This is a genomic window from Spirillospora sp. NPDC047418 (assembly GCF_040643275.1).
GTDB lineage: Bacteria > Actinomycetota > Actinomycetes > Streptosporangiales > Streptosporangiaceae > Spirillospora.
The window spans coordinates 24,344-30,901 of the sequence record NZ_JBEYTW010000104.1; the positions used below are offsets into that span (position 1 = coordinate 24,344).

Annotated in this window: 5 protein-coding genes and 1 tRNA gene; 1 reads left to right on the plus strand and 5 read right to left on the minus strand. The window is 69.4% G+C overall.

Annotation, left to right across the window (positions count from 1 at the left end):
* Positions 1-117: 117 nt before the first annotated feature.
* Together ABZ806_RS38245 and ABZ806_RS38250 are read right to left on the minus strand one after the other, a co-directional pair.
* The gene (locus ABZ806_RS38245; protein WP_500223251.1) at positions 118-804 is read right to left on the minus strand and encodes a hypothetical protein; all 687 of its coding nucleotides are present in this window, start codon (positions 802-804) and stop codon (positions 118-120) included.
* A gap of 79 nt (positions 805-883) precedes the next feature.
* Positions 884-2,203, minus strand: a complete 1,320-nt coding sequence (locus ABZ806_RS38250) for a M20/M25/M40 family metallo-hydrolase (protein WP_500223252.1) — start codon at positions 2,201-2,203, stop codon at positions 884-886.
* 107 nt (positions 2,204-2,310) lie between these two features.
* Here ABZ806_RS38250 and ABZ806_RS38255 point away from each other — a divergent pair.
* A tRNA-Leu gene (locus ABZ806_RS38255) sits at positions 2,311-2,396 on the plus strand.
* On the opposite strand, the gene ABZ806_RS38260 is transcribed toward ABZ806_RS38255, so the two are convergent.
* The 3 genes from ABZ806_RS38260 to ABZ806_RS38270 form a co-directional block, all read right to left on the minus strand.
* Positions 2,361-4,079, minus strand: coding sequence for a recombinase family protein (locus tag ABZ806_RS38260; RefSeq protein ID WP_500223253.1), 1,719 nt, complete (start codon positions 4,077-4,079; stop codon positions 2,361-2,363). The genes ABZ806_RS38255 and ABZ806_RS38260 overlap by 36 nt on opposite strands.
* A gap of 324 nt (positions 4,080-4,403) precedes the next feature.
* Positions 4,404-5,291: a TRM11 family SAM-dependent methyltransferase gene (locus tag ABZ806_RS38265; RefSeq protein WP_500223254.1), complete on the minus strand. Its 888-nt coding sequence runs from the start codon at positions 5,289-5,291 to the stop codon at positions 4,404-4,406.
* Positions 5,288-6,193: a hypothetical protein gene (locus ABZ806_RS38270; protein WP_500223255.1), complete on the minus strand. Its 906-nt coding sequence runs from the start codon at positions 6,191-6,193 to the stop codon at positions 5,288-5,290. The genes ABZ806_RS38265 and ABZ806_RS38270 overlap by 4 nt, the downstream gene beginning before the upstream one ends.
* Positions 6,194-6,558: the final 365 nt, after the last annotated feature.

The window sequence follows — 6,558 nt, forward strand, 5'->3', positions numbered from 1 at the left end:
GACGCACGTGTCCCGTGGGTCTCAGGGGGATGAGGTGCCGCGCCGCAGGGCGCGGCGAGTGGCCGGAGCCGCGCGCCCGAGCCGCACGGGCACGCGTCCGGAGTCTGTGAAAGGGATCTAGTCGGGCGCGAAGGACGGCTCGTCCGCGGCGGCGCGGACGGCCGGGGGGATCGCGCCGACGACGTGCGCGACCGACGCGCGCGGCGGGGCCGGAGCCCAGTTGCCGGTGGTGGGGAACCCGGCGGTGAGGCCGCCGATGGCGAGACCGCCGGCGGCCGAGTGATCACCGTGCTGCTGAGGCGCGGGCACGGCGGGGTGCCGGACGGCGTGGTGCGTCACATGCCCGAGGGACGGCCGCGTCCGGGAAACCTGGGAAACCGTGGGCGCACCGCGGTCATGAGGCCGCCGCTGCACCTGCGATGCCGGGGCGGCGGACACGACCTTCGATACCCCGTCCGGGTGCCCGGCCACCGGTAGGACCGATACGTCCCCCTGCACCGGCTGCGTCGCGGGCTCCGGCGTCACCGTTCGGGGCGCTTTCGCCACGACGGCGCGCACCACCCGGCGCACCGGCTCACGTTCATGGACGGCCGTGACCGCATGCCCCACCACGGGGGCCTGCGCCACGACATCGGCCGCCGGCGGCGGAAGCTCGTCGGCGTGCGCGGACTGCGCCGCGCACCCGAGGAGCCAGCCCGCGATCAGCAGCCCGCCGAGGACGAGCATCCGCTGGACGGCCCGCCCGGCGGCGACGCGACGCGGCCGGACGGGGACCATCCGGATCTGTGCCGCGCCGCCTGCCACCGAACACCCTCCGCTGCGACCGAACCGTCCTCAACGAAAGGTAACGGTAGCACCACGGAGCGCATTGGAGAGGGCAAATTCAGGAGCGGTCGAGGAATTTGTCGAGGACTCTGACGCCGAAGCGCAGCCCGTCCACCGGAACGCGCTCGTCGACCCCATGGAACATTCCGGAAAAGTCCAACTCTGGGGGCAATTGCAGGGGCGCGAAGCCGAAGCAGCGCATTCCGAGCCGCGCGAACGACTTGGCGTCCGTCCCGCCGCTCAGGCAGTACGGCACCGGCAGGGCGCCGGGATCCTCCGAGGTCAGCGCGGCCTCCATCGCCGCGACGAGCGCCCCCTCGTAGTCCGTCTCGAGCGCCTGGTCGTGGTGGACGAAATCACGCTGGACGTCCGGACCGAGAAGTTCGTCCACGACTGCGAAGAACTCCTCCTCATATCCGGGCAGAAACCGTCCATCCACCTGAGCCGTGGCGCTCTGCGGGATCACATTCGTCTTGTACCCGGCGTCCAGCCGCGTCGGATTGAGCGTATTGCGGAGCGTCGCCCCGATCATCCGCGCCAGCGGCCCGATCTCGGCAAGGCACTTTTCGGGATGTTCCGGATCGAATTCCACCCCGTACGCCATGCAGGCCCGCTCCAGGAACGCCCGCACCGACTTCGTCAGCCGCACCGGGAACTCGTGCGACCCCAACCTCTCCACCGCCCCCGCCAGAGCGGTGACCGCGTTGTCCGGATGCACCATCGACCCGTGCCCGGCCGTCCCCCGGGCGGTCAGGTTCATCCACGCGATGCCCTTCTCCGCCGTCTCGATCAAGTACATGCGCCGGTCACCGGGCACGGTCAGGCTGAACCCGCCGACCTCCCCCACGGCCTCGGTGCACCCCTCGAACAGCTCGGGATGCTCCTCCACCAGCCACTGCGCACCCCACTTGCCCCCGGCCTCCTCATCGGCCAGGAACGCGAGCACGACGTCCCGCGGCGGCTTGCGCCCCTCCCGCAGCCGCTGCCGCACGACCGCGAGGATCATCGCGTCCATGTCCTTCATGTCGACGGCGCCGCGGCCCCAGACGCACCCGTCCGCGATCTCGCCCCCGAACGGATCCCGCGTCCAGTCCTCCTTGCGCGCCGGCACGACATCGAGATGCCCGTGCAGCAGCAGCGCGTCCCGTCCCGAATCCTCGCCCTCGATCCGCGCGACGAGACTCGCCCGCCCCGGATGCGACTCGAAGATCCGCGACTCCAGCCCGACTTCGTCGAGCTTCTCCGCGACGTACTCCGCCGCGCCCCGCTCCCCCGGCCCCGAATGATCGCCGGGGTTGCTGGTGTCGATCCGGATGAGCTCCTGGCAGAGCCGGACGACCTCGTCCTCAGCGGTCGGCTGCCGAACCACAGTGATCACCTCGCCTCTCACGTACCGTCCCATGGTGCCCGGCGATCGACTTCGCCGCGACTCCTCTCCTTTGGTACAGTGAAGCCCGCCGCAGCCGCGCTGCGGCCTGCGACCAGGTCCGGGTGGCGGAATAGGCAGACGCGCTAGCTTGAGGTGCTAGTGCCCTTTACGGGGCATGGGGGTTCAAGTCCCCCCTCGGACACAAACCATTTGCACATGTGGAAGCCGGGACCACCTTGGCTTCCACAAGCTGTTTCTGGGGGTAGTACGTCATCGTCAGCCCCAGCTTCGCGTAGAGATCCGCCTTGTCATCCGGGTGCGCGCGGACGACCGCGTTAGCGAGTTCGCCGGTCTGGTGCAGTAGCTCCGCGAGCCCGTCGCTGCTGATCGCCTGGTCTGCTGGGACGGCGTTCAGCTCGCCTTCCAGCCGGGCGCGTTCCTGTTCCGTCTCGTTGATCCATTTCGCGACCTGGGCGGCGTCGGCGCCCGCGTTGAGCGCGGCGCGGTACTGGTTCAGCTGCTGGTGGCACGTGGCGAGCTGCTTGCGAAGGTGGGTCACGGCCGTGTTCTCGGTACCGCTGACCTGCGCAGCCATGGCCTCGATCGTGGCCTTGATCCGAGCCGGTGAGAACGCGGTGACGAGCCAGGTGTCGATGTCCTCGATGATCTCGGCCTCGCGCAGGTAGACGACCTTGGGGTGGACGACCTTGTTGGCGAGCGCGTACTCGGCCGGGAACCGACACCGGTAGTACGCCTGGTCGTTGTTCCAGTTGCCCTGCATCTTGCGTTCGCAGTATCCGCAGTGCAAACAGCCGCGGAACGCGTAGGGGCGCCGGGTCCGGTGCGGCTTGTGCGTCGCGGGCCCGTGCCCGCGTGAGGCCAGGATGGCTTGGGCACGTTCGAAGTCCTCGACCGACACGAGCGGTTCGTGGGCTTGTTGCTCGGACCAGACCCACTGCGTACGGTCGTTCCAGCGCAGCTTGGTGGTGTGACCGAGGGCGACGTCGTCGACGTCGAGCAGGACCTCATCCTTGCGTTGCTTGTTCCAGACCTGGCGGCCGGTGTAGCGCGGGTTGGTGATGATGACCCGCACGGCCGACTTCGACCAGGCCACCTGGACCCTGTGCTGGTTGCGGGTCGGGTCGGCCGCAGACGGGGACGGGACGCCTTCACGGGTGAGTTCCTCGGCGATGTCGAAGATGCCCCGCCCGCCGATGAACTGGGCGAAGATCCACTTCACGACCAGCGAGTAGGCCGGGTGAGGGACGAGGCGGCGGAGACGTTTGCCGTCTGCGGCCTTGGCCGGGTTGGGGTGCGGTCCGGCGTCGATCAACTCGTACCCGTAGGGCGGGCGTCCGCCCAGGTAACGGCCTTCGGTCGCGGTGATCGCGGCCATCGCTGACCGGACTCGGATCTTGATCCGGTTGCGCTCGCCCTTGGACAGGCCACCGAAGACGCCCATGATCATGTCGTGGGCTTCGTTGGCCGGGTCGATCGCGCCCCCGACCTCGGGCACCCATAGCGGCACCTTGAAGTGCTCGAACAGCGGGAACGTGAGCGAGTACTGGTTGCCGTAGAAGGCCCGGTGCGGCTCGCCCACGACGACCGCGTCGAAGTCGCGGGCCGGGTTTTTGAGCGCTTCGATCAGCGCGGAGGCTTGTGGGCGGCGGGCCCATGGGATCGAGCGGGACTTGTCGATGTCGAAGTACTCGGCGACGATCGTGCCGTGCTTGGGCTCGACGAGGCCCGTCGCGCGGCGGAGTTGCCAGGCACGTGATGCGGCTGGGTCTTGGTTGTCCTCGGTCGAGACCCGCCCGTAGAAGGCGAACCTCAACCCCTGCTGCTGAACGGCCGCCTGCGGCAGCGGCACATTCGACACTGTCATTTGTTGTTCTCCTGTTGGCGCTTGGAGTCCGGGCCTGGGCGGGAGCGTGCGTTGAGCACTATCCGCAGCAGGACATGAGCCGCGTCCGGTGTGAGCCGTGGTGGCTCGTCCGGCGTCGAGACCCGGATCCGTCGTTTTCTCTTGTCCGGGGTGCTCATCGAGTGACGGCCCCGCCCGTTCCGGTGGCGCTGCCGAACCGGAATCGGCCGGTCGATCCAGCCCGACCTCGTTGGGCAAGGTCAAGCCCCGTCAAGCCCGTGGGGCTGCGCGGCGACCACATGCTCGGCGAGCAGCCGGGTTGCTCACCGGAACCACGATGGAGCTTCACCAACCGCCTCCGGGACGCAGTTCCGTGCGCACCTGGAACAGCAGTAGGTCCTCATGGGCGGTGGCCATGGCGGGGATGCCGTGTTCGCGGAGGCGGCGGGATTCGATCATCTGGAAGAACGAAGCGCGGGTGACGATCTGCCCGTCGCGGAGTCCGCACAGCAGGGCGGCGAACCGGTCAGCCAGGGCCAGGCCGTTGTCTTCGGCGGTGGTGATGACCTGGCCCGGTAGGTCGACGAGTTCGCCGGCGAGGCGGAAGGGGCGGACGGTGACCGCGATGATTCCGCCGGGGCGAAGGAGGGCCGCGCATCCGGTGAGAATCTGTCCGAACCCGGCGACGAGTTCGGCGGTCGGGCGGTGGGCGAGGTTGCGGCGGTCGGTGGAGTAGCGGTGGTGGGCCTTGTCGATCTTTCCGCCGCCGTTGTCTCGGCCGGTGCATACCTGCCCGTGGGTGGTAGCTCCGTATGGAGGGGAGGTCAGCACGAGTGCGGCGGTTCCGGTGAGGTCGGCGAGGGCGGTGGCGATGTTGCGGGCGTCGCTGTGGACGACCTGTCCGTTGCCGGTGGCTCCTTGGGTCCGGGCGTGGCGGAGGTTACCTGCAGCCATTTGCGCGAAGTGGGCTTCGTACTCCATGCCGGTGGCGTGACGGCCCTGGTGAACGGCTTCGACCAGGGTGGTTCCGATGCCGCACATGGGGTCGATCACTAGGTCGCCGGGCTCGGTGTAGGTGGCGATGACCTGGGCGGCGATCGCGGGAAGCATCTTGGCCGGGTGCGTCATCGACTCGGGCGTGTAGCGGCCCTTGCGCTGGAGGCGTGAGGGCTGCTGCCCGGTGAGCAGCACGGACGCGAGCTTGCGGGTCTCGGTGTGAGAGCTCGTCTTCATCGGTCGCCTTCCTGACCGCTGTTGCCCGGTCGAGTGAGGATGCAGACGTCGGCGTGGACTCGGGCCGCCGGTGGCAGAGCCCGGGAGCGGATGTCGCGGAGCTGCCCGAGGCTGCCGGGGTCCGCCTGGATGAGAAGGGTGTCGCCCTCGACGGGGACGCGGACGGCGATGATGTGCTGGCTGTAGCGGAACCCTGCCTTGCGGGCCTCGCGGATGATCCCCGGCGCTGGATCGATGAGGTGCCCGTTGTGGTGCCGCGCGGTGGTCACAACGGCAAGGTGGCCCCCGGGCCGCAGGACCCGGTAGGCGGCCGACAGGAACGCCTGGGCGTGAAAGGCGCTGCCGGTCAGGACGTCCGACAGGCACGCCGGACAGGCTCCCCGCGCCCGTCTCGGCTTCGACTCGGCGGTACGGCTGCCGACCGTGGGCGGGGCCGCGATGACCAGCGCGACATGTCCGGAGTGGTCGGCGATCCCGCGATGCATCTGGTCGGCGCGGCAGGGCCGCATCGCGACTCGGCCGAGGTGGTCGTGCGGCAGGTGGGCACGCAGTCGCGCGCCGATGTGCTGGGCGAGAGGGAAGTGCGGGACGCACCCGACCGCGCGCCGGTCGAGTCCGGCCGCCGCGCGCAGGACGGCGGAGTTGGTGGTGAACGCCTCGGCGATCACCTCGCCTTCACCGGTGGTGGTGGCGATGAGGTGGCGCGCGAGCCCGGAGCTGATGGTGCCCAGGTGCCGTTCACAGGTCCGGGTGCGTGGTGCTCGGTGGGCGGGGCCCCGGCAGTCCTGAGCGTCGTGGGTGGGCTGGTCGGCGGTGTCGTCCGGGCAGAGCCAGACGGTGAGCGGCAGGAGCTGCCGCGCGGCACTGGCGGGTGTCGGGTGCTGCTCGTTGGTGCTGGTCATATCGGGTGACCCGTGATGGTCGCCCGGTCCCCTGTCTCACCAAGTAACGGACCAGGTCCTGCCAGATCCTGGACACGTCCGGCGCCGGTTTCTGCTCCGCATCGACCGCGCCGCCGGGCCGCCCTCTGATACTCCAGCCGCAGATGCGAGCCAGGTCGATTCCCGTGTCGGTCGATCCGAGCGGGGAACTACCGTCCGGCGGGTGGCCGTTTGGACAGTGCTAGTTTCGTTGTCTTCCGCTGATGGCTTTCCCGTGCTGCATTCCCGTTGCGGAATCGAGTAGGAGGGCCGGGTCGCCCGGCCCTCCTCTCACACCACCGGACATGCGGGCCCGCATCCGGCGGTTCGTCAAGCCGTTGATCTGA

Coding starts and splice junctions, on each gene's coding strand:
- ABZ806_RS38260 (WP_500223253.1), bottom strand. CDS start 4,079: ATGACAGTGTCGAATGTGCCGCTGCCGCAGGCGGCCGTTCAGCAGCAG.
- ABZ806_RS38265 (WP_500223254.1), bottom strand. CDS start 5,291: ATGAAGACGAGCTCTCACACCGAGACCCGCAAGCTCGCGTCCGTGCTG.
- ABZ806_RS38270 (WP_500223255.1), bottom strand. CDS start 6,193: ATGACCAGCACCAACGAGCAGCACCCGACACCCGCCAGTGCCGCGCGG.